We start from the raw sequence: 25,164 nt of genomic DNA, 5'->3' as shown, positions 1-25,164 counted from the left end.
GCTCAAGAGTCAAAACCACTGAGGGTTATTTGCATCATGATGGCATATGTTGTTTGGTAGCAGTATCGATGCATTTGCGCTATATTCTAGTTAAGCGCGAGTTTGTGTGCGCTTTCTCAGGGAGAATACATGCGGTCAAGCATGAGGTGGCTGTTCCTGGCGGTAGCGCTATCGAGTGGGCTCGTGACAGCTGAGGAGCCGAACGAAGTCTCGGGGACGTGTACCGGAATCGTGACGGATGAGACGGACCCGAAACTTCGGGAGTATCTCGCGCGACCTGATGTGTCCGTCTACCAGGTAGGGGAGACGAGGACCGTGCGGGTGTCGAAGGACAAGACGGTCTCGACTGTGGATGTCGTGTGGGTGAACTCCTCTCTCAATGATCCGCTGCCGGAGCCGGGAAAGGTGGAGTGCATCCTTGAGTGCAGCGGACCGTCGTGCAGTGGCTATGGGTGTCAGGCGCATATGAATGGCTCATGTACGCCCTTCAGTTGCTCTGGAAATGGCTGTTCTGGCAAGTGCACGCAGAAGACTGTTAGCGGTGGCCCCCTGCCTGAGTAGCTGCTGACCGTGGTGTTGTGCGTCCATATCAATGCCTTCCCCGGCGACGAGAGGTCGGTCGCCGCGGTGGGCCGGTTCATAAGAGAGCATGCGACGGCCAAGGCGCTCATCCTCGATGCGCGGACCCATCGCGGCGGAGGCCCTCGCGAGATGAACGTCCTGCTGTCCTATCTCTTCGAGCAGGAGGCCCTCCTGGCGTACTTGGACACCCCACGGCGCAACCTCGAGCTCGAATGCGGGCCGCCCGGGGACGTCCTGATGCGCGAGGGCCATGGGCCCGAGGGAATCCATCGGCGGGAGCACCGCGTGCACCCCCACACGACGGAGTCACGCCTCTTCGGCGCGCGGGTCTTCTACCTCGTCTCCAGCCGGACCGCGTCCGCGGCCGAGCACCTGGCGCTGGCCCTCCAGCGCACGGAGCGCGCGACCCTGGTGGGCGAGACCACGGCAGGGGCCAATCACTTCGCCTGCCCACAACCGCTCGGGGACTCGCTGGCCGTGGTCCTCCCCGTCGGGCGGACCCTGGACCCCGACACGGGAAAGGACTGGGAGGGCGTTGGCATCACCCCCGACATCCTGGTCCCCGCCGACCAGGCGCTCGAGGAAGTGCTCCAACGCCTCCGGTGAACCGGGCTCCGCGTTCACGCGCACGGACACGTTGGGCCCGGGGCGCGGCGTCACGAGAGGGCCGCGATACCGTGCTTCATCGCCACGGTGACTGACCGGAGGAGCCGTGGGGCGCAGCTCCTGCGTGGACTCGGACTGGATGACCCAGGACGCATCTCGGAAGAGGACCATGCCGCGAAGCCACATTGCGCCGGGGCGGCACGGGCCCGCATGGAGACCCGGTGTTGCCCGGCACGTGCGATTCGTGACGACAGTCTCTGGGGGCGCCTTCACCGTGCGCTGCGGCCTGAAGACAACCTTCAACAGGAACGGCAACCGCGCGCCTCCCACAATGAGCAGGAGGCGCGCGACCGGACGTTCAGTACACCACCACCGAGGCGTAGACGCTGGTGCCGTTCGTGTACGCCACCAAGGCGCCGCCGTTCGACGGGAGCGCGGCGACCGCGGGCACGTTGCCCGGCCCGATGGTCCTGGCGTCCGTGGGCTGAATCAACGTCGCCCCCACGAGCATCCGGTCCAACTGGATGTTGCCCGTCCCCCGCTGCGTGACGATGTAGCCGTTGCCGAGTGCGTCCGCGTCAATCGACCGGACAGGAGCCGGAGAGACATCCGTGGGCAGGCCCGTCACCTGGATGCTCGTCCCCGGCGCGGACACCGGGATGACATCCACGTTGTCGTCCCCGAAGGAGCCCGTGACGTAGATGAACCCGTTGGAGCCCGTCCAGTCCGAGAAGAACGCCTGCCCCGGCGGCGAGCTCTGCGGACCGAAGCTCGTCCCCTGATCGCTGCTCCGACGGATGCGGAACGTCGGGTCATCGCTCACCGAGAAGACATCGCCGCTGATCTTGTCCACGAGTACGTCGAAGAAGGCATTGTTCTGGTCCACGTCCGTCACGCTGAAGTCGCCCGTGCCGCGCGCGAAGTTGCGCAGGACGCGCACCCCCGCGCCGCCTCGTGAGACGGCGACGTAGACCGCGTCGCCGGTCGAATCCAGGCTGACGGTGGGGTTGCCCGCGTTGCCGAGGCTTCGCGGCGCCTCCCAGCTCGTCCCCGCGTCCACGGTCCGGGTGAACAGCAGCGAGCCCGCGCTCGTGGCCGCCACATACGCGGTCCCCGTGGGGCCGCCCTCGATGGCGACCTCCGCCGCGTCGGTGATGCCCAGCGGCGTCGGCCCTACCCAGGTGAAGCCCCGGTCCGCGCTCACGCTGACATGGACCGAGCCACCGCAGAGCATGACGACGTAGAAGCGCCCCAGGGCGTCCACCGCGGCCTTGCGGCCCGTGTTCGAATTGGCCGTGGTGCAGTTCAGCGTCCCGCTGATGAGCGTGGGAGGAATGTTCGAGAAGGCGTCCAGCTGGCACTCGGCGTCGCAGCCATCTCCCGGCGTCGTCCCGCCATCATCGCACTGCTCTCCCGCCGCGCTGTCGACCAGGCCGTCGCCGCACACCTCCAGGCCCTGACAGTCCGCTCGACAGCCATCGCCCGCGGCCCGGTTGCCGTCGTCGCACACCTCGCCCGAGTCGACGAAGCCGTCACCGCAGACCGGCGGCCCCCGGACGGTGATGCTGACGGTGGCCGTGTTCGACGTCAGCACGCCGTCGTTGGCCGTGAAGGTGAACGCGTCCGTCCCCTGGTAGTCCGCGTTCGGCGTGTAGAGCAGCTGGGCCCCCGTCCCGGACAAGGTCCCGTGGGCGGGCGGCGTCGTCACCGTGAAGCCCAGCACATCCCCGTCCACGTCCGTGGCCACCACGGTGACGGGCGTCGACGTGTTGTGGTTCACCGTCACCGCCGCGGAGGTCGCCACGGGCGCGTCGTTGACCGGCGTCACCGTGACGGTGACGGTGGCCCTCGCCTGTTTCTTCCCGTCCGAGACCGTGACCTGGAACGCATCCGTCCCGTTGAAGTTCGCGTTCGGGGTGTACGTCACCACGGCTCCCGTGCCCGTGAGCGTGCCATGGTCGGGCAGGGTGAACGTGTAGGTCAGCGCGTCGCCATCCGGATCCGTCGCGGGGAGGGTGATGTCCACCGCGGTGTCCTCGGGGGTGGTCGCCTGGACGGGCTCGACGGTGGGGGCGCGGTTGTTGTCGCAGACGCTCGGCTGTCCCGTGCAGGTGTAGCCCGGCTCGACCTCGCAGACACTGCTGCAGCCGTCTCCGGAGCGCTGATTGCCGTCGTCACAGACTTCGTACCCGTCCAGCACGCCGTCCCCACAGATGACCCGCAGCGACGTCTCCACCGCGTCCACCAGATACACGGCGAGCGCCCCCTTCAGGCGCACGTAGCGATAGGGCACGTTCCCAGGGTACCTCGCCACCGCGATATGGGTCCCCAGGCCCAGCTCGACCAGGTGCAGCGGGCTGGAGCCGATGAAGGTCCCATCCGCCTTCAGGAAGTCCACCTGGGCCACCAGCGCCAGCGACAGGCCCTGGTAGTAGACGCGCAGGTCCCCGGTCCCTTCTTCACCCTGGCCCAGGTCCAGCACCAGCGCCGCGTTGAGCAGGCCCAGCAGGGTCGCCGCCCTCCCGTCCGGAGCGCCCAGCGCCGCGCTCGCGTTGAGCACCGCCGCGTTGGTGCCCGACGCCACCGCGTCCGCATACGGGTCCCACGTCAACGCCGCCTCCCCGGATTGCGACATCCCGGGCTCCGGAGCACGGACCTGCTCCTCCACCACGGGTTCCGCACCGCACGCCGCCAGCGACAGGGCCAGCGTCACGCCGAGCCCCCATGACCACGTCATCCCAGGACCACTTCGCATCGATGGACTCCCCCCGAGGAGCAAGATGATGCCCGGAATGGACCATCCCCCTCGTGGATTGAACGACAGCTCTTCTTGCGACCGACGTCTCGTCGCGCAATACATGAATGGCCAACGTCCTCCGGCCACCAGCCGCCAGGCACTCGAGTGCCATGGACACATGTCAACGACAGGTGTCGACAGCGCTTCGCGTTCTCAGGGGCTCGATTCAGACATGCTCGTGACGGGGCCTTCAGTGACCCTGACCAGGAGCGGCTCGGAGACGACCCGGCGACTCATAGCGCATTGCCTGTCGTGATACCAGGAATACCGTCAATTCTCGGGCGCTAGGGCAGACATCCAGCATCCTCGGCCTGGCGTCACGACCCCGCTCCTGACACGTCAAATCCTTCCCTTGACATGTCAAACCACGCGGCGTGGACCCAGGCCGCGAACGGGGTCACCGGGCCCGTGCTTCTTCATCTCCGGGTGTGAGGTTTGCAGTGCGGACTCCCGCCCGACGACCCGGGCTCTACCGGAGATGACCGATGATGCCTCGCCGCTCCTTGTCCTTCCTCGCACTGGGAAGCTGCCTCTTGATGTCTGGCGCTGAAGCGCAGACGCCTCCCTCCCAGGCGCCCGCGAATGCGTGCTACCTGTGGAAGGGGCGCGGGGGCAATCCCACGAAGAGCTACATGGTGACCCACGCCAGCTGCCGCCCCTGGAATCGCAACCACGGGTGGAGCTTCATCCAGACGAACAATGGGGTGGACTACTATCGCGGAACCTTCGAGGGCGCGGCGGCCACGCCCTCGCTCTGGGCCGTCTACGCGGACTTCGGCTCCGCGGTCCTCACCACCCAGGCGGACTATGACGCCTTCATCGCCAACACCCGGTTGTCCGGCTCCTGCGCGGACTGTCTGCCGTAACCGCGGAGCCTCGGTGCTGGTGGGGCCGCCACGCGTGGCCCCCTTCGAGATGAGGCGCCGAGGGTTCCTCGCTCCTCATCGGCCGCCTCGGCCTGTCGCCGCACAACGGGCTTCGCACCCGGGCCGGGAGTGTGCACCGGGCTGCACATGCCAGGCACCACGTCGCGTGAGCGCGCCGCGCATCCGCTGGAAACTCCTCGGGGCTCGGAAGGGCTCCTGGCTTGCAGTGGCGCATGCGCATGTTCGTCATCACGGCACGACTCTTGTCGACATCGTCCTTGCTGTTTTCACTGCTGTTCCTCTCCCCGCGCCTCGCGCTCGCGTCCGGCGAGGGCCCCGGGGCCGCTGAAGCGCCCCTTCCGGATGGAGCCACGAGCATTCCGCCTCGGGAGGCGGCCCCGTCATCCGACGCAGCGGCGCTTCGCACGAGTGCCCGCATCGCGGTGGAGATTGGCGCCATGTCCGTGACATCCTTATCGATGGGGCTCCCCGGCTTCTTCGTGGGCAATGCGTCGTGTCAATCCCGCTCGGGAATCGGTGCGTGCATCGACAATGCAGCTGCGGGCTTCCTCGTGGGCGCCGCCGTGGGCGCGCCCATCGGCATCATGTGGGGATCACGCATCCTGGATGGAAAGGGGACGTGGAGCGGAACGCTCCTGGGGGCCGGGGCCGGCGCGGGGACAGGCGCCGTGGTGTCTCTGCTCCTGGTGGAGAAGGGCGACTTCATCATCGTCCCTTCGGTCGCCCTGGTGGGCTCGGTCCTGGGGTCCTTCGTGGGCCATGAGCTGTCCCATGCCGCCAACAGCGCGCCGCCGGCCCCCTCGGACGTCCACCTGCAACCCCTGGTCTCGGTGACCCAGGGCGGGATGACGTTGGGGTTGGGCGGCCGGTTCTGAGCGTCGCCTCACAGGCGGTAGACGAGCACGTCCTGGTTCGAGGGGCTCATCCACACGATGGCGTCCAGGCTGGGGAAGTCGATGGCCCGGCGCCGCGCGATGCCGCTGTGCAGGGCGGGGGCGGCATTGGCGAACGTCTTGGGCCGCGGCGTCGCGGGCGTGGTCCTCCGGTAGACAGTTTCGCTGACATGAGCGTGAGGCCCCCAGGGCGCGGGGGCGCGCGAATTCATTCGGAGGGCTTGCGTGGAGCGGGGCTATCCTCCCTGCAGGGGCAGGGGGCAGGCGGAGACCTGCCAAGAAGCGCAATCCTGTTGCAGTCATTGCGTAGGGCCACAGGGGTGTTCTCGCGCAGGAGCTTTCATGCAAGGTCGTTCGGGGCAGAGGCGGATCTTCGGCGTCATCCTTGGTGTCCTCCTCGCGGCGGGGCCCGCGCTGGCGCAGGGCTCGTTGCGCGGGCGCATCGACGCGTTCGTCCAGGCGGAGCAGAAGCGCCAGGGCGTGGTGGGGCTCGCGGTGGGCGTGGTGCACAATGGGCGCGTCGTGCTCGCGAAGGGGTACGGCTCCGCCGACCTGGAGCACCGCGTCCCCGTGGGGACGGACACGCTCTTCCAGTCGGGCTCGGTGGGGAAGATGTTCACCGCCATGGCGGTGATGGCGCAGGTGGAGGCGGGCAGGGTGTCGCTGTCCGACTCCATCACGAAGCACTTCCCGGACGCCCCCGCGTCCTGGGCGCCCATCACCGTGCGCCACCTGTTGACGCACACGTCCGGCATCCAGGACCTGGAGGGGAAGCTCGACGAGCGCAAGGACTACACGGACGAGGAGTTCGCGCGGTTCATCTACACGCTGCCCCTGGAGTTCCCGGCGGGCCTGCGCTTCAGCTACAGCAACTCCGGCTATGTCCTGCTGGGCCTGCTGGTGAATCGCATCACGGGCACGACGTATGTCGATGTCCTGGACGCGAAGGTCTTCAAGCCCGCGGGCATGAAGACGGCGCGCGGCATCAGCGAGGCCGACATCATCCCCAACCGCTCGTCCGGTTATCAGTTGGTGAAGGGCACGCCCAAGCACCAGACCTGGGTGTCCCCGTCACTCAACACGACGGGAGACGGAGCGCTCTACTTCTCCGTGAAGGACCTGCTGGCGTGGGACACCGCCGTGCGGAAGCGCGCGCTCTTGAGCGAGGAGAGCTGGCGCGAGATCCTCTCACCCGTGCGGCTCAACAGCGGCGCCACGCATCCCTATGGATTCGGCTGGCAGCTGCTGGAGCGCAATGGCAAGCCGCTGCACCAGCACGGTGGCGCGTGGCAGGGCTTCCGCGCCAACTACTCTCACTACGAGGGGAACTCGCTGTCCATCATCGTGCTGGCGAACACGGCGCAGGCCAGCCCCGGGCGGTTCACCGAGGGCATCGCCGCCATCGTCAACCCGGCGCTCGGTCCGCCGAAGCTCGCCGCCGTCGAGGACACCGAGCCGCAGGTCACCGCCCAGCTGACGGCGTTCCTCGAGGAGGTGAGGGCGGGGACGGTGGACAAGGCCCGCTTCGCCTACGCGCCGCCGTGGCTCGCCTCGGAGGCGCTGCCGCATTTCACGGAGCGCCTGAAGAAGCTGGGGCCCACGGGGAAGTTGCGGCTCGCCCAGCGAGAGGTGGTGGGCGATGACCGCGTCTACACGTACCTGGTGGACTTCGGCACCGACACCTACGTGTACAAGGTGTCGCTCATCCCGGATGGCCGCGTGTCCCTGTTCGGCATGAACGAGCTGAAGAAGTAGCGAAGGCCCTGGAGGCCCATGCGGCCAGCGGGTTGGTCCCCGGGGCGGTGCTATGACATTGGGCGCATCTCAGGTTGAAGAGCAGTGGCCCCGTGATGGGGTTGCCCGGCAGGAGGTCTTCCGCGTGAGCGACGGGGGATGCCACGACAAGCACAGGGCCAGCAGTCCCAGAGTCAACCTGTGGTGGGAGGTCGAACGCAGCGTGGTGGTGCTCCTTGTGTGGGGTGATTCATGAAACACGTCCCAAACGAGCTGAAGTCGGCTTCAAGGAGGGTGTTCGAAGAGGGACGCTCCCTGTGTCTGCGGGCGAGTGGATGTTCGAGGATGTCTCGGAGCTCGACACCTGGGCTCGACCTGGGGCGCTCCAAGGCGGCCCATGCGGGCCTGGGGCTCCCCGGACCTGCGCTGTAGCGCGGGGACGTGCGGGGCCCCCTCCCAGACCTGTCCCGCTCAGGGCATGCTAGGCACCCGTGGAGGGTTGTTGCCTGTTCCTGACCGCGGGGTCCCATGGCTGTCCAGGATGGTGATGAGCCGTTGCTCGGGGTGGCGCTGGCTGAAGGCCTGCTCACCCGGGACGAGGTGACTGCGATTCGCGAGGAGGCGCTCCGGATGGGGAAGAGCCCCCTCCAGCTCCTGCTGGAGCGTGGGCGGCTCTCCGCGCAGACGCTGGCGGCGCTGCGTCAGGACCTGTCCAGTCACCCGGCTCCGAACCCCGCGGCGGGCCCTTCTCCCGACGACACGGTCACGGTGTCGCCTCCCGTCGAGGCACGGAGCGCGATAGCGCCCGAGGACTTCCCCGTGCCCGGGTGGGACCGCTACCAGCCCGTCCGGCTCCTGGGGCAGGGCGGCATGGGGCGCGTGTTCCTCGCGTGGGACCCGCGCCTGCGACGTCAGGTGGCGCTCAAGTTCGTCCGCGACGAGTCGTCGTGGCTCACGCGCCGCTTCATCGCGGAGGCCCGCGCCCAGGCCCGCGTGAGTCACGAGCGCGTCTGCGAGGTCTATGAGGTCGGTGAGGTCCAGAACAAGGTCTTCATCGCCATGCGGTTCATCGACGGGCAACCCCTCGGCACGCTCGCTCCGTCGCTGCGCCTGGAGCAGCGGGTGATGGTGCTCCGGGATGCCGCGCTCGGCGTGCACGAGGCGCATCGCGTGGGCCTCATCCATCGCGACCTGAAGCCCTCCAACATCATGGTGGAGCGCGCCGATGACGGCACGCTGAAGCCCTATGTCATGGACTTCGGCCTCGCCCGTGACTGGTCCGCGAGCACCACCCTGGATGGGACGCTGCTGGGCACGCCCCACTACATGGCCCCCGAGCAGGCCCGCGGCGAGCACGCCTCGCTGGACCGCCGCGCGGATGTCTACAGTCTGGGCGCCAGCCTCTACTTCCTCCTCACCGGGCATGCTCCATTCGAGGGGCACACGGCCCTGGAGGTGCTGGAGCAATTGCGCACCGCGGAGCCTCGGCCACCCCGGATGCTGGACAAGGCCATCCCCGAGGACCTGGAGGCCATCACCCTCAAGTGTCTGGAGAAGGACCGCTCCGCTCGCTACGACTCGGCGCGCGCGCTCGCGGAGGATTTGGAGCGCTACCTCTCGGGCGAGCCCGTGCGCGCGCACCGGGGCGCCAGCTACCAGCTCCGCAAGCGATTGCGCAAACACTGGCGCCGCGTGGCAGTGGCCGCCGCGATGCTCCTGGTCGTCGCGAGCGCCCTCGGGCAGGTGGCATTGGCTCGCCATGAGGCCTCGGTGCGTGAGCGCCTGGCCCGCCGCTTCACCGAGCAGGTGGAGCGCATCGAGGCCCTGGCGCGCTACTCCGCGCTCGCCCCGCTGCACGATACGCGCGAGGACCAGCGCAGGTTGCGCGAGCGGATGGAGGTGCTCGCCGCCGAAATCGACACGGGTGGGCCGAGCGCCCAGGGCCCCGGACACTACGCGCTGGGACGAGGCGCCCTCGCGCTGGGCGACCTCGCCCAGGCCCGCCGCTCCCTGGAGTCCGCCTGGAGCGCGGACTTCCGTGAGCCCCGCGTGGCCCAGTCCCTGGCCCTGGTGATGGGGCAGCTCTACCGGGAGCACCTGCTCGAGGCCGAGCGCCTGCGCTCTCCCGAGCAACGACAGGCTCGCCTGAGTGATCTGGAGCGCGACTATCGAGACCCGGCGCTCGCGTACCTGCGCCAGAGCCAGGGCGCGGAGGGGCTCGCTCCCGAGTACGGCACGGCCCTGCTGGCCTTCTACGAAGGGCGCCTGGACGAGGCCCTCGGTCTGCTGGACACGCTGGGCACCCAGCAGCCCTGGCTCCACGAGGCGCCGATGCTGCGCGGGGACATCCTGGTGGCTCGCGCGACTCGCAAGGGCACCTCCGGTGCGCGTGAGGAGGCGCTGCGCGACTTCGAGGCCGCTCGCGGCGCCTACTCCCGGGCCATCGCCATCGCCGAGAGTCTGCCCGCGTCGCATCGGGCCCTGGCTGGGCTCGAGTACGCGGTGCTGTTGATGGAGCTCTACGACAAGGGCGATGTGGGGCCCGCCTACGAGCGGGGGCTCGCCTCCGTCGCGCGGGCGCTGGCCGCCTCACCCGAGGACTATGAGTCGCTCGTCCTGGAGGCGCGCTTCCATCGTCGCTGGGCCGAGGACCGGGGCCGCCATGGCGTGGACCTGGAGGCGCTGCTCCAGAAGTCCTCCGAGCGCCTGCGGGCCGCGCTGGCGCTCGCACCCCAGCGGCCCGAGGCGCGGCTCGAGCTGGTCAACGTCCTGCTCCAGTGGGGACAGTCCCGCCGGGAGCACGGAGGCGACCCGCGCGAGCGCTTCCGCGAGGCCCTGGCGATGCTGGAGGGAATCGCTCCCGGGCAGCGAGACCACGGGTTCCACAACCAGCGAGGGCTGCTCCACAAGGAATGGGCGGAGTACGAGGAGCAGGCGGGGCTGTCCTCGCGGGCAGCCCGTGGGAGGGCCATGGAGGCCTATCGCGAGGCCATCGCGCTCGACCCTCGACTGCCCGAGCCGTACATCAATCTGGCCATCGCATACATCACCCGGGCCGAGGGTTCGCACGGCGCGGAGCAGGAGGAGGACCTGTCCCGGGCGCGCGATGCCCTGGCCGAGGGCCGACGCATCAATCCCAGACACGTGGTGGCGTTCTTCTATGGAGGCGAGGTCCATATCCTCCTGGCGGCGCGCCGACGGAACTCGGGCGGAGACCCGGAGCCGGAGCTGAACGCCGCGCTGGAGCTGTACCGCCAGGGATTGGGCATCAATCCGCGACTGCCCCACCTCCACAACGGCGTGGGACGGGTGCTCCGACGGCTGGCGGAGGATGCGTGGGAGCGCGGCGAGGCCTCGGAGCCGCTGCTGGCCCAGGCCCAGGCGAGCTATGAGAAGGCGCTCGAGGTGGCGCCCAAGTGGCTCCCCGCGCTCAACAACCTGGGCGAGGTGCACGCCGTGCGGACCCTGCACCTGCGCGAGGCGGGGAAGGACCCGGGCGTGAGCCTCCGCGCGGCGCTGGAGGCCTACCAGCAGGCCGTGGTGCTGGCGCCGGAGCATGCCCAGCCCTGGTCCAATCTGGGCACCAGCGAGGTGCAGGGGGCCGCGGAGGACCTGGTACGAGGTAGAGACCCGGGCCCTGCGTTGAGGCGCGCGGAGGACGCGCTCCAGAAGGCCCTGAAGCACAACCCCCGGCTGGCGGAGGCCTGGAGCGGGCAGGGGGAGCGGCTCGCGGTCCTCGCCCGCTGGCGTGCATCGAAGGGGCAGGGGAAGGATGAGGACTTCGAGGCCTCGGCGCGAGCGTTCGATGAGGCCCTGAAGCTTGCTCCCGAGCGCCATGACTTCCGGCTGGCCTTCGTGCGGCTCTGTCTGGATTGGGCGGCGTGGAGCGCCGGGCGGGGCGCGGACGCGAAGGCCCTGCTGGAGCGAGGTCTCCTCCGCGTGGACGAGGCGCTGGAGGCGAGGCCCGGATGGCCCAACGCACAGGCCCACCGCGCGGGCCTGCTCCTGGCGAGGGCGGAGCTCACGCCAGGAGAGGGTGAGGACTCCCGAAGGGCGCGGCTTCAGGCGCGGGAGGCGTTGAACCTGGCGCTCTCCCGCAACCCGAATCTTGCCCCCCGTTGGTCGAACGGACGGGAGCCGCGGGGCGCCACGCTCACGCGTTGACGTGGGAGTTTCCGCGGGGCTCCTCGGTCCCCATGCCGACGTTCAACGTCCCGGTGATTTCGCCAGCCAGGACGTCTAGGAACTGGCAGGTGATCGTGTATTGCCCCGCGGGCAGGAAGTCTGGAATGGGGACGTTCTTCGGGACGAAGAGGTCGACAGGCGGACGCGAGTCGAAGCCTTGCGTCCGGAGCTGGATTCGAGCATCTCCGAGGTCGTGTGCGGTCATGAACAGGAGCACATGGGTGCTGCCCGCCGTGACGTTGATTCTACCGTCCTTGACCGGTTTCTCGTTGTGGAGCCAGTACTGCCGCGTGGCCTTGATGACGTCGAGTCCACCGCGCGCCGGGTCTTGTCTCTGTTTGGGTGGAATCCCCATGCACACCTCCGTGATGTGAGAAGTGCCCGGGATGTGCAATCCACGGGCCCCGCCCATTCGTGCGGCTCGGGTTCAGCGACCCTGGCTGGAGTCGTCCACGCCCGCTGCTCGTGGCGACACCGAGGATGGGGGCTCATCTCCACCCTTTCCGACGTTCAACGTCCCCGTCATGTCACCCAGCAGCTTCTTCTCCGAGGAGTAGACCGTGAGCAGGTAGCTCCCGGAGGGCAGGACGTCGGGAAGCAGGGTGTTCAGGCGGACGGGGGTGTGGAGGGCGGCTGCCGCGCCGCTGAGTCCGATGTGGAGCTGGACAGGTACGTCCTCGAGGATGGAGCGGGTCCCGGCCGTGATTGTGAACAGGAGGGTGTTTTCGCGGCCCGCTGGGATGCTCATGCCTTGGCGGGGCGACTTCACGTTGTTGAGATACCAGCCATCGTCCCTGAGTTCGATGCGGTAATCGGCGTGTCTCTCCAGGGGGCGCTGAGGAGCTGGGGTGCTCATCCTGGCCTCGCTTTCGCCCTGCTTACTTGTGTGCGTCGTCATCGGTGCCGGTGCCGACGTTGAGGGTCCCCGTGAGGTCTCCAGCGACGTCGCCCTCGCCCGTGTATGTGCATTCGACCGGGTGCATGCCGGGGGCCAGGCCCATGATGATGGCCCCGTCCCCGACGGGGGAGCCATCCAGATAGAGCTGCGGTTTGATGAACTGAGGCGACGCCTCGAGTTCGACCGAGGCATGCCCTGGGATGGGAATGACCTGGCCGGGCTGATAGCCCGTGCCGTCGAGGCTCCAGAGATCCGGCTCGGCCTCGAGGGTTTCGAGGCCCGGGGCGGGTGCCAGTGGTTGCTTCTTGGGAAGGGGATTGCTCATCCATGCCTCCACTTCGTGAGAGGCACGATGTGATTGCAATCCAGGGGCCCCGTCATCGGGTCAGCCGAGCCCCAGCTCCTTGATGCGACGGCTGAGCGCGCGCCGGGAGACTTCCAGGCGGCGGACCATGGTGTCGAGGTCACCCTGGCACTCGTGGAAGCAGCGGGTGAGCTCCTCCACGCTCAAGTCCCCGGCGAGCCGGATGACCGGGCTGCGCTCGATGAGGTTGTAGATGGACGAGCGGGGGATTCCCAGGTGGTCCGCGGCGCGCTTGACGTCCCACTCGTGCGCGCGCAGGGCCTCGAGCAGCTCCGGCTCCGTCACCTCCGTGGACTTGCGGCGGGTGAGGGGCTCGGCGTCAGGCGACGCGGGAGCCGGAGGCCGCGCGAGGGGCAGGGGAGACTCCAGCTCCTGTGCGAGCCGCGGGCCCAGCTCCAGCTGGGATTGTCCCCGGCTGCCGACCACGAGCTGTCGCGCGACGTTGCGCAGCTGGCGGATGTTCCCGGGCCAGGAATGGCGCAGCAGCCGGACCGCGAGCGCCGGTGGCAACCAGGGCTCCTGGTAGGGGTCTCCCGGCGTCAGTCGATGCGACTCCCCGATGGACTCCAACGCCTCCCGGGCGAAGTGGAGGAACAACGGGGCGATGTCCTCGCGGCGCTCGCGCAGGGGCGGCAGCTGGATTTCATAGCCCGCGAGCCGGTGGAGCAGCGGCGCCTTGAAGCGGCCGTCGCGGATGTGGGTCTCGAGGTCCGCGTCCGTGGCGGCGACCAGCCTCACGTCCGTGCGAACCGGCGTGCTGGCGCCGACGGGGAACAGCTCACCCGTCTCCAGGACTCGCAGGAGCATGACCTGGAGCTCGGCGGAGGCCTCGCCGATTTCATCCAGGAAGAGGGTGCCGCCCTGGGCGGCGCGGAAGAAACCATCACGTGCCTGGTTCGCCCCGGTGAAGGCCCCCTTGGCGGCGCCGAACAGCTCCGCCGCCGCGAGCTCCCTGGGGATGGCGCCCAGGTTGATGCTCAGGAAGGGCTTCCTCGCGCGCGGGCCCTGCTGGTGGAGCGCCTGGGCGACCAATTCCTTTCCGGTCCCCGTCTCACCCCGGATGAGGACACACAGGTCCAGGTCCGCCACGCGCTGGATGTCCTTGCGCACCCGGCGCAATCCCACACTCTCTCCCACCATGCCCGGCGATGCGAGCGCGGTGGATGGTCCGGGTTCGCACAGATGCAGCAGCAGGACGAGTCGCCCCGCCAGCTCCAGGGGCACCCCCGAGCGCACCGCCTCCAGGTCCCACTCGCGCGAGTCCCGCAGTGGCACGCCGTCCGATGTGCACCGGGTCTCGGGCCCCACGCTGACGCGAATCCCTGTCTGCGTGCGATTGAACCGGAGGAAGGGCTTGCGGCTCAGGAACGGGTCCCCCAGCGGCGCACCGAAGGCGCTGGACGCGGGCGTGAAGTCCGGAGCGTTGCGCGAGAGGACCCACTCCTGCCCCGCGAGGAGGTCCTCGAGCACCCGCCGCTCGCCCACCCGGGCGAGCTGGGGATGGGCGACGAGCGTCAATACCGCCGCCGGGTGGTGCATGGGCTCACCGCCCCGGCGCGGGGGCTCCGCGGCCGTCGAGACATCCGCGAGGAGCTGGGGCGATGGAGGGGAGACGAGAGGGGGCCGGGACACGAGCTGGCATTGTAGCCGGCTTCCCACCCGCGGAGGCGCTAGTCCTGGACCAGCTTGTAGAGCGAGGCGAGGCTCTGCAAGGCGATGGACGCAGTCTGTGAGTTCTGGAGGCTGGTCGCGTTGATCCACACCACCTGCTCCCCGTTGCCCTGGAGGTTCCACTGCAGTGTCTGGGACTCGGCGCGGTTGATCTGCACCAGGTCCTTGAGCCGGGAGGTCGCGTAATAGAACGCGCTCGTGGGCTCCACCTGGCTGTTCACGAGGTTGACGGTCGCCTTCTTGGAGGTGAACTGGACGGACATGAACTGATTGACGTTGCTCTGCAGCTGTCCCTGGTACCAGGAGGGCTGGGGCGCGGTGTGGTACCGCGTGAACGTCTTGAGGGGATGCAGCTTCCCATCCGCCTCCAGCAGCGTGTTGTTGAGGCCCGTGGTGTTGGTGGGCATCTTGACGCTCCCGATGAAGCACTGCACCTGGGCTCCAGGCTGGTTGTTGCTCATGCCCACCGAGACGTTGTTGGTGTCGTCACCCGACACGAAGAACAGCGACGCCAGCCCCTGCTTCGCGTTGGTGCCGGGCACTCGCACCGTCACGGGCGCCTCGCTGTTCTTCCACACGACGGTCAGCGTGGCGCCGGTCTCGTTCTGCGCGCTGTTGTAGAAGAAGAGCGCATGGAGCAGATCCTTGTTGAGTCCGCCCGCGCAGCTCGCGGTGTCGCCTTGGGACAACGTCAGGATGTGGCCGTCGTTCCATTGATAGGAAGCCATTGCTCTCTCCAGGAGTGGGGACCGGCGTGTCGCTCACGCCGAGCCTGTCGAGAGCAGGACATGTGCCACGCACCCCGACGGCCCCGTGGAGGGCGGCCTCGAAGACCTGGCGTGTCGACGACATGTCCACGGCATGTCCTGGACACACTCCCTGGAGCTACCCGCGCATTCGCGGAGGGTGAGTCTCACCGTGTGAGACGGCAGGCGGAGCCGGGCTGCATTTCCCTGCGCGTCCAACAGGGCTGGCTTGGAAAGCCTGACTCCCAAATGAGGCGGTGTCGCGGAGAGTGTTTCGGGGTCGAAAAATCGCCCGCACTCCTTTATAGGTGACCGAACGTTCGCTGAGGCTCGTGCCCCGGTCGGCCCGCTGGGAGTCGTCCCCTGAAGTACTCGCACTCATTGGTCTTCCCCACGCACACCCTGTCCTGGCTGGCGGGGGGACTCGTCCTCATCTACTTCGCGCTCGCGATGATGCTCACGCCCTCGGGCATCCATCTGCTGCCCGCGGACATGGTGAAGGGGATGGTGCGCAGTCAGACGGGGTTCGCCTTCGCGCTGCTCGGCATCCCGTGTGGGCTCTATCTGATTCTCTGGCGCGCGGGCGACCTGTTCGCGTGGCTGCTCTCGCCGAACTCGCTGGTGCTCGACGCCCGCGGCATCCACGTGGGCAAGAAGTCCGTCCTGTGGCGCGACATGACGAGCATCGTGCGCGAGCACAACAACGAGTGCCTCATCCTCGCGCACCGCGACAGCAAGTACCGGCTGCGGCTGCACCTGTGGAGTGACTCGGACGAGTTGGAGGCCGTGGTCACCCAGCAGGTCGTCTCCATGCTGCTGCCGGCCATCCGTCGCCAGGTGGCTCGCGGCGAAGAGGTGCGCTTCGGTCCGCTGTGGATCCGCGCCGAGGGGCTGGTCTTCAAGAAGAAGCTCATCGAGTGGGAGGACATCGAGTCGCTGCGGCTGCAGGACGACTTCGAGCAGGGCGTCTCCACTCGGGAGCTGCACATCCTCGCGAACGGTCGGCTGCACAAGATCGACGAGGAGAAGCTCGTCAACGCGCCCGTCCTGTTCTCCTACCTCTCAGACCGGCTCGCCGGCTGAGCTTTTCGTCCTCACCCCACCGTCAGGCAGCACATCATGGAACTCTACCGATCCGCTCAGTCGAAGGCGAAGTCGAACCAGCCCCAGCATTTCTACTACTCGCGCACGAAGCTCGTCATCGGCACCGTCATCTGGGTGGTGGCCACGGCGTTCTTCGGCTACCTCGCGTTCGCCGCGCGTGACAAGGGCGCCGCCGTGCTCGCCATCGCCGGGCTCATCCTGTTCGGCTGTCTGGTGATGCTGGTCAACTGCATCAAGCCGATGGTGCTGGGCAAGATGGACCAGCCCGGGCTCACCATCGGCCACGACGGCATCCACTTCGCGGATGGCGTGCACATCGCCTGGGAGCACATCGAGGAGAACACCTACCTCGACCAGTCGTACATGGGCATCCCCATCGGGAAGTTCGTGGTCATCAAGACCACGCTGAAGAAGCCCAAGGGCAAGCAGTACCGCGTGGCCGCGCTCGACATGTCGAGCGACGAGTACCTGGCCACCTGCGACCGCTACAGCCAGCGCTGAAGCCCTCGCTCGCCTCCTGTCTCCAGGCGGCCGGCCGTCCCCGTGTGCGCGTGGCACGGGGCGCTTCGTGTCGCTTGGGGGGACCGGCCCTCCGGTCTACCCTCGGGGCATGAGCTCCGAGCACCGCACCGCGATTCTCGACGCCGCCACGGACAGCTTCTCCCGGCTCGGCTTCAAGAAGACCTCCATCGAGGACATCGCGAAGCGCGCGGGCATCGGCAAGGGGACCGTCTACCTCCACTTCGAGAGCAAGGAGGCGCTGCTCGGCGCCGTCATCGACCGCAACCGGGGCGAGGCGCTCGTCCACCTGGAGGCTGCGGTGCGCAGGGCGGCGACTCCGGAAGCGAAGCTGCGCACGTTCATCGAGGTGCGCGAGGCGCAGCTCACGCGCGTCACGCGGACGCTCTCGCTCCCTGAAACCGCGATGCTGGAGTTCATCCCCGTCGCCGAGCCCTTCCTCCGGGAGGACCGGGCGCGGGAGCTCGCGCTGCTGGAGTCCATCATCGTCGAGGGGAAGGCGCGGGGGGCCTTCGTCGTCCGCGAGCCCCGGAGCGTCGCGATGGGGCTGTTGGCCGGGCTCCACGGCATCACCGGAATGCTCCTCACGTCAGCGGAGGGCGCCCGTCAGCGTGCGGCGCTCTCGGAGATGCTCGAGCTGGTGCTTCGTGGGCTGACGATGCGGTCACCCGTTTCCGATGACACTTCATCGTGAGGGTGAGTGGGGCGGGGCACATCGAACTCCCGGACCTCGCGCGTTAGAGTCGCGCGGCTGTCCGTCCAAGCCGGGGGTACGCACATGAAGCCGTCGGGAGTCATGTTGGCGTTGTTCGTCGCGCTTTCGTTCATCGGATGTGGTGGAGCGGAGCTGGAGCCCGGCTCCGCGGCGCCTTCGGAGGAGGGCGCGACGCATTCCCAGCTCGCCGTCTGTTCCGTGTCGTGTCCCGGGTCCACGTCCGTGTCGTGTTCGGGGACGACGTGCTCGGGCACGGACGGGCAGGGCGTCACGTGTGATGGGGTGTTCACGGCGTGCTCCCAGTCCGCCTGCTCGGGGCTGCCCGCGTGCAGCCAGTATGCGAACCAGTCCTGCCTGCGCAGTCAGATTGGGACGCAGATGGCGTGCTGTAGTGGCAGTGGCTTCGCGGACGCGTTGCTGTGCTCGGCGTATTCGAGCTCGCCCACGGGCGCGCGGTGGCTCTACTTCTGAGGCCCTTGGGGTGAGCGTGCGCGGGAGCTTCGGGTCGTGACGTCGCGCCGCATGTGGCTCCCGCGGCAGGGGCGCGCGGTGGGAGTGGACTGGAGTGGCGCGGTCCACGCCCACCGGAAGGTCTGGGCCGCCACCGTGGAGTTCGAGGCGGGGCGGGCGAGGCTCGTGTCGCTCGTGCGCCCGTTCTCCTCCGGAGGCGCGCTCGTGGTGGCGGAGGGGCTGGGGCCCTGGTTGTCGTCCCACGGCGCCGACGTGGCCGGGCTCGACTTCTGCTTCAGCCTGGAGGCGAGCCAGCTCCGGCGCCTGGGGCTCCCCGTGACGGGCCCCTCGCGGTTGGGGGCCGCGGTGGCGAAGGCGCATGCCTCGGCTGAAGCGTTCAGGGACGCGGTGGGGCCGGAGAAGAAGCGCGTCACGGACCTGACGTGCTCGGCGCCGTTCGCGCCCACGAACCTGCGCATGTTCAGACAGACGTACTGGGGCCTGCGTGCGCTCGCGGGCTGGCGCGGGGCCGTTCCTCCGTGGAGCATGCACCCCGGGCCGGCGGTGGTGGAGGTGCTCCCCGCCGAGGTCGTCCGCTGGTTGGGATTGCCCAGGACATACAAGGGCCGCGACTTCGCCGAGCGCCGCCGCGACCTCCTCCGATGCGTTCGTGCATCCACCGGGCTGGTCATCTCCACCCGCGACCAGCTCACCCTGGTCTCCGACGCGGATGGCGACGCGCTCGATTCGCTCCTCGCGGCGCTGTCGGCCGCGTCGGCCTGGGCCTCGGGGTTCAGTGGTGCTCCCGCCTCCGTGGTGCGCTCGGGAGAAGGGTGGATCTACCCGGTACAGGAGCGCCCCGGCCCATAGCGCCCCGAGGAGACGCGCGGCACTCGCAACCGACGAGGTCCTCCGTCCCCACGCCGCGAGGGGCGCTCCGGCTCGGAGCGCGCACGCCGCAGCTCACCAGGGGCGGCCCTGGTCTGTGCCATGTCGGAGCGATGAGGACCTCGAGGCTCGGCGTGCCGCTCGCGGCATGGCTTCTGTTGACGCCATGCTGGCACGAGCCGCTCGGCTTCATCAGCTCGGGGCGCGCAGCTTGCGCGTGGCCTGCAGCTCCGTGGGCGCGGCCTCCACTGGCGCCACCAGCTGGGTGGGGACGAGCTCCACCGGAGCCACCCCGGGCGCGCGCGACTGGAGCGCCTCCACCTGCTCGGGCGTGGGGTCGCTCAAGTCCGCGAGCGCGCACTCATGCGCGTACTTCTCCACGAAGTCCTCGCGCAGCCACCGCGCCAGATTCACCGCAGGCAGCGCGGGCCTCAGGGCCTCCAGCGCCAGCTCCATCTGCCGCGCATCCTCGAAGCGCCGCGCGGGCATGGGGTGCAGCGCCCGGTCGACGATGGCCCGCAGCTTCCGGTTCACCTCGGCCGCCTCGGGCCCATCCCACAGCGCGCGCTGCTGGAGGCTCATGCCGATGCCCGGCAGCTCACCCCACAGCAGCTCATGCAGCACGCAGCCGAGCGCATACACATCCCCGGACACCGTCGCCGGGGCCCCCGCCCTCCGCTCGGGCGGCATGTACGCGACCTTGCCGATGACATCCCCCTCCTGGGTGAGGTGGCTCAGCGCGGGCACGGACGCGGTGGACACGGACGACTCCTGCGGCGCGCCCAGCCCGTGCGCGATGCCGAAGTCCACCACCTTCACCACGCCGTCGAACGTCACCACCAGGTTGTCCGCGCTGATGTCCCGGTGGATGACGCCGCGCTCGTGCGCGTACGCGAGCCCCCGCAGCGCCTGCACGCAGATCTCCACCACCACCTCGAGCGGCACCACGCTCCCGCGCCGCACCTGCCGCGCGAGCTTCAGCGCATTCACGCCGCTCAGGTACTCCATGACGATGAACCACGCGCCGTCGACCTGTCCCAGGTCATGCACGGAGACGATGTTCGGGTGATGCAGCCTGGCCGCCGTACGCGCCTCGCCGATGAATCGCTGCAGCCGCACCGCGAGGTCCTCGCCCCCCTCGTCGACCATCCGCTTGAGCACCACCAGCCGGTGGAACCCCGCCCGTCCCGTGCGCACCGCGAGCCACACCTCGCCCATCCCGCCACGCCCCAACCGCGACAGGCGCCGGTAGCGGTGGATGCCCGTGCCCAGGTCCGCGCCCCGCAGCGAGCGCGCGGTGAGGATGGCCAGCGCCGTCGTCGCCAGCATCAGGAAAGGAATCCCCACCAGCGTCGTCAAGGACGGCCCCTGCGTCCACCCCAGGTCCACCGCCAGCTCCCGCCCCAGGATGCCGAGCGCGCACAGCGCGGCGAACAGCACCGCCACCGCCATGGCCCCGCGCCGCTTGAGCGCCCGCAGCGCCTCCACCGCCCACGTCCCGCCCACCGTGAAGGCGAGCAACCAGAACATGGGCAACCCCAGGCTGGAGGTCGCCTGGCCCAGCTCCGCCGGCGTCATCCGCACGCTCGCGCTCGAAAGCACCGAGCCCAGCACGTCCACGATGCGCAGCGCGCCGAAGGCCACCGCCAGCGCCACCAACACCTTGCGCCAGGGCGTCAGCGGCAGGTCCAACAGCGCCCACAGCACCCGCAGCAGCGTGTAGGGCAGGGGGATGGCCATCAGCGCGCCCAACAGCAACCAGGGCCGCGTGTCGATGAACAGCCGCCCCGCCTCGTGGCTCGTCACGCCGGTGGAGAAGCTCAGCGCCGCGAAGCCCAGGAAGCTCGTGGCCAGCCACAGCTGCACCCGCTGGGAGCGCACCGCGCCCCACGTCGCCAGGTGCACCAGCGCGAGCACCAGGAAGGCGCCGGCCAATGCCAGATGCAACATCGTGTAGGGCGTCACGACGCGGGAGCCTAGTCCAGGCCTCCCGCTCCTCGCGAATTACGACTTGGACGGGGCTCAAACCAAGCCACCGGGGTGGTCGAGGACCCCCGTGGAAAGGCGCTACTTCTTGCCCGCGACCTTCGCGTACGTGCCCTTGAGGGCGACGCCGATGGCGAAGGTGCCGGCGTGGCACTCGATCTCGGTCGCGTGCTGCAGCTCGTTCTTCTTGTAGTAGCTGACGATGCCGACCACGGCGTTGGCGCCGCGCTTCTTGGCGCCCTCCTGCAGGGCGATGAGCGCGGAGAGGGTGGCCCACTTGCAGCCCTCCTCGTCGGACTTGTTGAGGCCGTTGGTCTTCTTGTTGGAGACGTCCTCGCCCATCTCCTTGACGATGTCGGGCGTCTTGGCGCCGGCCAGGTAGAAGCGCACCGTGCCGTCCAGCTTCTCCTGGGCCTGGGGCATGGCCAGGACTTCCTTGAGCGGAATCATGACCACGGTGTCGCGCGCCAGGGCCGGGGTGGAGACGGTGAGCGCGAGCAGCGACAGCAGCATTGCCTTCTTCATGGAGTTCTCCGTCACTGCCACCGGCGGAAGATCAACGAGGTGTTGATGCCACCGAAGGCGAAGTTGTTCGACATGACGACGTCGGCCTGGATCCTTCGGCCATTTCCCGTCACGTAGTCCAGCGGGGCGCAGCGGGGGTCCACCGACGCTTCATCCAGATGGAGCGTGGGGGCGAACCACTCCGAGCGCATCATCTCCACCGTCATCCACGCCTCCAGCGCGCCGCAGGCGCCCAGCGTGTGTCCCATGTAGCTCTTGAGGGACGAGATGGGCATCCGCTCGCCGAAGACCTGGTTCGTGGCCACGCTCTCCGCCACGTCGCCCGTGTCGGTGGCGGTGCCGTGCGCGTTGACGTAGGCCACCGCGCCCGGCTCCACGCCCGCGTCCTCCAGGGCCAGTCGCATCGCCAGGGCCATGGTCTCCGAGTGCGGCTGGGTGATGTGGCGCCCGTCGCTGTTGGTCCCGTAGCCGATGAGCTCCGCGTAGATGCGCGCGCCCCGGGCCCGGGCGTGCTCCAGCTCCTCCAGCACCAGCGTGCACGCGCCCTCGCCGAGCACCAGGCCGTCGCGCTGGGCGTGGAAGGGGCGGGGCGTCAGCTCCGGGGTGCCGTTGCTCTTCGTGCTGGTGGCGAACAGGGTGTCGAACACGGCGGCGCCGGTGGCGTCCAGCTCCTCGGCGCCTCCGGCGAGCATGGCCACCTGCCGGCCCATCTTGATGGCCTCGTACGCGTAGCCGATGCCCTGGCTGCCGGACGTGCACGCGCTCGACGTGGTGATGATGCGCCCGGTGAGCCCGAAGAAGACGCCGATGTTGACGGCGGCCGTATGGGACATGGAGCGCACGTAGGACGTGGCGGTGATGCCCTCGGTGCTCTTGTTCATCAGCATCCGGCCGAAGTCGCCGATGCTCGGCGGCGAGCCGGTGGACGAGCCGTACGACACGCCCATCCTCCCGCTGGAGAGCAGCGCGTCGCCCAGGAGCCCCGCGTCGACGAGCGCCAGCTCACTGGCGCGCGTGGCCAGCAGCGCCACCCGGCCCATGCCGCGCATCGTCTTGCGCGAGTAGGTCTGCGGCGGCAGCTCGAACGGCGCGGTGGGCGCGCCCACCTGGGTGTTGAGCCCCTCGTACTGCTTCCAGTCCTCGATGACCTGCACGGCATTGCGCAGCGACCTGAGCCGGGCCTCCACCTGCGGCCAGTCATGGCCCAGGGGGCTCAGCGCGCCCACGCCCGTGACGACGACCCGCTTCATCCCAGCAGCCCTCCATTCACGGAGATGACCTGCCGCGTGACGTACGCGGCGTCCTCGCTCATCAGGAAGCTCACCGCGGCGGCGACCTCCTCGGGCCTGCCCAGCCGCTTCGCCGGAATCATCTTCAGCGCCTCCTCGACGACGTGCGGCTCCACCATCTCCGTGTCGATGAGGCCCGGCGCCACGCAATTCACCGTGATTCCACGGCTGGCCAGCTCCACCGCCAGCGCCTTCGTGGCGCCGATGATGCCCGCCTTCGCCGCGCTGTAGTTCACCTGGCCCCGGTTGCCCATGAGGCCGGACACCGAGGACAGCGTGACGATGCGCCCGGGCTTGCGCCTGCGCACCAGCGGCATGCTCAGCGGGTTGAGCACGTTGTAGAACGCGTCCAGGTTGGTGTGGATGACCGCGTCCCAGTCCTCCGCGGGCATGGCGGGGAAGGCGTTGTCCCGGGCGATGCCCGCGTTGCACACCACGCCGTAGTAGCAGCCGTGGGCCTCGATGTCCGCGAGCAGCACCTTCTCCGTGTCGGCGCGGTCGGCCACGTCGAAGCGCAGCACCCGCGACGCGCGGCCCAGCTCGCGCACGCCCGCGGCCACCGCCTCCGCCTCCTCCGCCTTGGCGCGGCAGTGCACCACGACGTCGAAGCCGTCGCGCGCCAGCCGCAGGGCAATGGCGCGGCCGATGCCCCGGCTGGAGCCCGTCACCAGTACCGTCTTCTCACTCATCCTTGCCCACCTTCGTCAGGTCCACCGAGGCCGGCGGCTGGAACACCGTCAGCGCCGCGGTGGCCACCGTCTCCCCGCCCACGCCCAGGGTGCAGTCGAACTGGCTCATGCCCTCGTCCGTCCAGAATTGTCGGCGGACCTCGATGCGAAGGTGCTCGCCCACCTTGAACGACGGGCGGCTGCACTCGTACTTGCGCGTGCCCAGGAGGAAGCCCATCCGCTGGGGCTGTCCCTGCAGCCGCTGCCGCCAGCCGGCGTAGGCGGCGATGGCCTGGGCCATGAACTCGATGCCCACCCAGCCGCCCACCTCGCCCCCTTCCTGGAAGAGGCAGTCCTCGCGCAGCGTCACCTCGGCCACCAGGCCCTCCTCGTCGCCTTCCACCGCCCTGTCTATCAGCCGCATGCGGTCGGCGTGGGGGACAATCTCCGAGATGTCGAAGGCAATGGGCGTGCGCATCAGGCCGTCCCCAACAGAAGCGCGGCGTTGCTGCCGCCGAAGGCGAAGGAGTTGCTCAGGACATAGCGCGGCGGGCGCCCCAGCGCCGTTCCCGGCTTCACCAGCGCCAGCGCGGGCAGCTCCGGGTCCGCCTCGCCGTCCCACCAGTGGGGCGGAAGCCGCCCGTGGGCGTCGGTGAGCGTCAGCCAGCACAGGGCCGCCTCCAGCGCGCCCGCGGCCCCCAGCGTGTGCCCGGTGAGCGGCTTGGTGGAACTGCACGGCACGGCCTGCCCCAGGAGCGAGGCCACCGCGCGGCTCTCCATGGCGTCGTTCTGCGGCGTCGCCGTGCCGTGGAGGTTGACGTAGCCCACGTCGGCCGCCGTCACGCCCGCGCGCTCCATCGCCGTCCGCATGGCGACCAGGGCGCCCCGTCCCCCGGGCTCGGGCGCGGAGAGGTGGTGAGCGTCGGAGGACTCGCCCCAGCCCGCGAGCCGCACGGGCCCCGGCTCGCGCGTCATCAGGAACAGCGCCGCGCCTTCCCCGATGTTGATGCCCCGGCGGTGGACGCTCATCGGGTTGCACCGGGCCTCGCTCACCGAGTCGAGCGAGGCGAAGCCCGCCACGGTGAAGGCGCACAGCGCGTCCGCGCCGCCGGTGATGACCGCGTCGGCGATTCCCGAGCGCAGGAGCCGGGCCGCGGTGGCCAGGGACTTGGCGCTGGACGAGCACGCGGTGGAGATGACGAACGAGGGCCCCTTCACCCCGAGCACGTGGTTGAGCGCCAGCGCGGGCGAGCCCAATTCCTGTTGTCGCACGTCGAAGTGCGCGGGCAGCTCGCCCGTGGCCTCGCGGACCTTGATGGCGGCCTCGCTCTCGCCGATGCCGGAGGTGCTGGTGCCCAGGACCACGGCCACGCGCTGGGGCCCGTAGCGCAGCAGGGCCTCGTCCACGGCGGGACGCACCTGGGCGAGCGCGGTGAGCAGGAGCGCGTTGTTGCGGCTCCGCAGGTGCACCGGCAGCGCGTCCGTGGCCACGAGCGGCGAGGTGACCTGCCCCACGTGCAGCACGCGGGAGGCGAAGTCGGGGCTGGGGGCCACGCCCGTCGGCTGGGTGCCGAAGAGGGCCTGGGCCACCTCGGTGGTGCCATGGCCCAGGGCGCACACCACGCCGAGGTGGTTGAGGAAGACGGGCGGCGTCACG

23 protein-coding genes are annotated in these 25,164 nt (G+C 69.3%); 10 read left to right on the top strand and 13 right to left on the bottom strand.

The window, feature by feature from the left end; genetic code table 11:
* Positions 1 to 570 precede the first annotated feature (570 nt).
* Positions 571 to 1,188 (top strand): S41 family peptidase, encoded by a 618-nt coding sequence (locus OWM54_RS03670; RefSeq protein ID WP_324289044.1) that lies wholly within the window; start codon positions 571 to 573, stop codon positions 1,186 to 1,188.
* A gap of 358 nt (positions 1,189 to 1,546) precedes the next feature.
* Here OWM54_RS03670 and OWM54_RS03665 read toward each other — a convergent pair whose 3' ends face one another.
* Complete coding sequence (locus OWM54_RS03665; RefSeq protein WP_267696642.1) at positions 1,547 to 3,925, bottom strand: Ig-like domain-containing protein; 2,379 nt, start codon at positions 3,923 to 3,925, stop codon at positions 1,547 to 1,549.
* Between the two features lie 596 nt (positions 3,926 to 4,521).
* Between OWM54_RS03665 and OWM54_RS03660 the strand changes: the two genes are divergently transcribed.
* Entirely contained in the window at positions 4,522 to 4,851 is a 330-nt protein-coding gene (locus OWM54_RS03660) for a hypothetical protein (protein WP_223785985.1), read from the top strand.
* A gap of 458 nt (positions 4,852 to 5,309) precedes the next feature.
* Positions 5,310 to 5,747, top strand: coding sequence for a hypothetical protein (locus OWM54_RS03655; protein ID WP_223785984.1), 438 nt, complete (start codon positions 5,310 to 5,312; stop codon positions 5,745 to 5,747).
* Between the two features lie 8 nt (positions 5,748 to 5,755).
* Here OWM54_RS03655 and OWM54_RS03650 read toward each other — a convergent pair whose 3' ends face one another.
* A complete protein-coding gene (locus OWM54_RS03650) occupies positions 5,756 to 5,977 on the bottom strand; it encodes a hypothetical protein (protein ID WP_223785983.1) in 222 nt (73 codons plus the stop codon).
* Positions 5,978 to 6,107: 130 nt separating this feature from the next.
* Here OWM54_RS03650 and OWM54_RS03645 point away from each other — a divergent pair, with 130 nt between their 5' ends.
* Positions 6,108 to 7,520 carry a serine hydrolase domain-containing protein gene (locus OWM54_RS03645; RefSeq protein ID WP_267696641.1) on the top strand — a complete coding sequence of 471 codons (1,413 nt, stop codon included), beginning with the start codon at positions 6,108 to 6,110 and terminating at the stop codon, positions 7,518 to 7,520.
* Between the two features lie 507 nt (positions 7,521 to 8,027).
* Positions 8,028 to 11,663: a serine/threonine-protein kinase gene (locus tag OWM54_RS03640; RefSeq protein WP_267696640.1), complete on the top strand. Its 3,636-nt coding sequence runs from the start codon at positions 8,028 to 8,030 to the stop codon at positions 11,661 to 11,663.
* Here OWM54_RS03640 and OWM54_RS03635 read toward each other — a convergent pair.
* The 5 genes from OWM54_RS03635 to OWM54_RS03615 all read right to left on the bottom strand — a co-directional run bounded on the left by OWM54_RS03635 (position 11,653) and on the right by OWM54_RS03615 (position 15,345).
* A complete protein-coding gene (locus OWM54_RS03635) occupies positions 11,653 to 12,039 on the bottom strand; it encodes a hypothetical protein (RefSeq protein ID WP_267696639.1) in 387 nt (128 codons plus the stop codon). The genes OWM54_RS03640 and OWM54_RS03635 overlap by 11 nt on opposite strands.
* Positions 12,040 to 12,111: 72 nt before the next feature.
* A complete protein-coding gene (locus OWM54_RS03630) occupies positions 12,112 to 12,432 on the bottom strand; it encodes a hypothetical protein (RefSeq protein WP_267696638.1) in 321 nt (106 codons plus the stop codon).
* A 130-nt stretch (positions 12,433 to 12,562) separates the two neighbouring features.
* The gene (locus OWM54_RS03625) at positions 12,563 to 12,907 is read right to left on the bottom strand and encodes a hypothetical protein (RefSeq protein WP_223750192.1); all 345 of its coding nucleotides are present in this window, start codon (positions 12,905 to 12,907) and stop codon (positions 12,563 to 12,565) included.
* Positions 12,908 to 12,967: 60 nt separating this feature from the next.
* Positions 12,968 to 14,578 carry a sigma-54 dependent transcriptional regulator gene (locus OWM54_RS03620; RefSeq protein WP_324289043.1) on the bottom strand — a complete coding sequence of 537 codons (1,611 nt, stop codon included), beginning with the start codon at positions 14,576 to 14,578 and terminating at the stop codon, positions 12,968 to 12,970.
* Between the two features lie 38 nt (positions 14,579 to 14,616).
* Entirely contained in the window at positions 14,617 to 15,345 is a 729-nt protein-coding gene (locus tag OWM54_RS03615) for a hypothetical protein (protein WP_223785978.1), read from the bottom strand.
* A gap of 399 nt (positions 15,346 to 15,744) precedes the next feature.
* On the opposite strand from OWM54_RS03615, the gene OWM54_RS03610 reads away from it, so the two are divergent.
* The 5 genes from OWM54_RS03610 to OWM54_RS03590 all read left to right on the top strand — a co-directional run bounded on the left by OWM54_RS03610 (position 15,745) and on the right by OWM54_RS03590 (position 19,021).
* Positions 15,745 to 16,446, top strand: coding sequence for a DUF6585 family protein (locus tag OWM54_RS03610; protein ID WP_223750190.1), 702 nt, complete (start codon positions 15,745 to 15,747; stop codon positions 16,444 to 16,446).
* 36 nt (positions 16,447 to 16,482) lie between these two features.
* Positions 16,483 to 16,968 carry a hypothetical protein gene (locus tag OWM54_RS03605; RefSeq protein WP_267696637.1) on the top strand — a complete coding sequence of 162 codons (486 nt, stop codon included), beginning with the start codon at positions 16,483 to 16,485 and terminating at the stop codon, positions 16,966 to 16,968.
* A gap of 109 nt (positions 16,969 to 17,077) precedes the next feature.
* Positions 17,078 to 17,680: a TetR/AcrR family transcriptional regulator gene (locus OWM54_RS03600; protein WP_223750188.1), complete on the top strand. Its 603-nt coding sequence runs from the start codon at positions 17,078 to 17,080 to the stop codon at positions 17,678 to 17,680.
* Between the two features lie 84 nt (positions 17,681 to 17,764).
* Positions 17,765 to 18,172, top strand: a complete 408-nt coding sequence (locus OWM54_RS03595; RefSeq protein ID WP_267696636.1) for a hypothetical protein — start codon at positions 17,765 to 17,767, stop codon at positions 18,170 to 18,172.
* 36 nt (positions 18,173 to 18,208) lie between these two features.
* On the top strand, positions 18,209 to 19,021 hold the full coding sequence (locus OWM54_RS03590; RefSeq protein WP_267696635.1) for a DUF429 domain-containing protein: 813 nt from the start codon (positions 18,209 to 18,211) through the stop codon (positions 19,019 to 19,021).
* A 210-nt stretch (positions 19,022 to 19,231) separates the two neighbouring features.
* Here the strand turns inward: OWM54_RS03590 and OWM54_RS03585 are convergent, their stop codons facing one another.
* The 6 genes from OWM54_RS03585 to OWM54_RS03560 all read right to left on the bottom strand — a co-directional run bounded on the left by OWM54_RS03585 (position 19,232) and on the right by OWM54_RS03560 (position 25,163).
* Positions 19,232 to 21,004, bottom strand: a complete 1,773-nt coding sequence (locus OWM54_RS03585) for a serine/threonine-protein kinase (protein WP_267696634.1) — start codon at positions 21,002 to 21,004, stop codon at positions 19,232 to 19,234.
* 102 nt (positions 21,005 to 21,106) lie between these two features.
* Positions 21,107 to 21,550 (bottom strand): excinuclease ATPase subunit, encoded by a 444-nt coding sequence (locus OWM54_RS03580; protein ID WP_223750184.1) that lies wholly within the window; start codon positions 21,548 to 21,550, stop codon positions 21,107 to 21,109.
* Between the two features lie 11 nt (positions 21,551 to 21,561).
* Positions 21,562 to 22,800, bottom strand: a complete 1,239-nt coding sequence (locus OWM54_RS03575) for a beta-ketoacyl-ACP synthase (protein WP_141325835.1) — start codon at positions 22,798 to 22,800, stop codon at positions 21,562 to 21,564.
* Complete coding sequence (fabG, locus tag OWM54_RS03570) at positions 22,797 to 23,528, bottom strand: 3-oxoacyl-ACP reductase FabG (RefSeq protein WP_267696633.1); 732 nt, start codon at positions 23,526 to 23,528, stop codon at positions 22,797 to 22,799. The genes OWM54_RS03575 and fabG overlap by 4 nt, the downstream gene beginning before the upstream one ends.
* The gene (locus OWM54_RS03565) at positions 23,521 to 23,985 is read right to left on the bottom strand and encodes a 3-hydroxylacyl-ACP dehydratase (protein ID WP_141325833.1); all 465 of its coding nucleotides are present in this window, start codon (positions 23,983 to 23,985) and stop codon (positions 23,521 to 23,523) included. The genes fabG and OWM54_RS03565 overlap by 8 nt, the downstream gene beginning before the upstream one ends.
* The gene (locus OWM54_RS03560) at positions 23,985 to 25,163 is read right to left on the bottom strand and encodes a beta-ketoacyl-ACP synthase (protein ID WP_267696632.1); all 1,179 of its coding nucleotides are present in this window, start codon (positions 25,161 to 25,163) and stop codon (positions 23,985 to 23,987) included. Before OWM54_RS03560 ends, OWM54_RS03565 begins: the two co-directional genes overlap by 1 nt.
* Between the last annotated feature and the right edge of the window lies 1 nt (position 25,164).

This window comes from Myxococcus sp. MISCRS1, assembly GCF_026626605.1.
Taxonomy (GTDB): domain Bacteria; phylum Myxococcota; class Myxococcia; order Myxococcales; family Myxococcaceae; genus Myxococcus; species Myxococcus fulvus.
The sequence above is the reverse complement of the archived record's forward strand: the minus strand, read 5'-3'. Positions and strand labels throughout refer to the sequence as shown.